Below are 563 nucleotides of genomic sequence, written 5' to 3' on the forward strand. Positions count from 1 at the left end.
AAAGAGATGTTTTACCTGATCCGCTTTACAACTCTAAACTGGTTACTCGTTTGATCAACAAAATGATGATCGACGGTAAAAAAGGTAAAGCTCAAACAATCCTATACAAGTCATTCGATATTATTAAAGAACGTACCGGCAACGATGCAATGGAGGTTTTCGAACAAGCATTGAAGAACATCATGCCAGTGCTTGAAGTTAAAGCACGCCGCGTAGGTGGTGCAAACTACCAAGTACCTGTAGAGGTTCGTCCTGAACGCCGTACGACTCTTGGACTTCGCTGGTTAGTAAACTACGCTCGTCTTCGCGGAGAAAAAACGATGGAAGAGCGTTTAGCTAACGAAATCCTTGATGCAGCTAACAACACTGGTGCAGCTGTTAAGAAACGTGAAGATACTCATAAGATGGCTGAAGCAAACAAAGCGTTCGCTCACTATCGCTGGTAATCTCACACGACAAAATATTATTCCCTAAGAAGGAAGGAGAAAAGACCCAATGGCAAGAGAGTTCTCCTTAGAAAAAACTCGTAATATCGGAATCATGGCTCACATCGATGCCGGTAA

General features: G+C 42.8%; 1 protein-coding gene and 1 pseudogene (1 of these 2 only partly in view). Both read left to right on the forward strand.

The genetic code is table 11. From position 1 onward, the window contains the following. A partial coding sequence (gene rpsG, locus C1T29_RS00935) for a 30S ribosomal protein S7 (RefSeq protein WP_208945590.1) occupies positions 1–446 on the forward strand: 446 nt, incomplete at its 5' end. 49 nt (positions 447–495) lie between these two features. Further along, positions 496–563 (forward strand): annotated as a pseudogene (gene fusA, locus C1T29_RS00940) (elongation factor G); it runs 1923 nt beyond the window's last position.

This window comes from Bacillus sp. MBGLi79 (genome assembly GCF_002953915.1).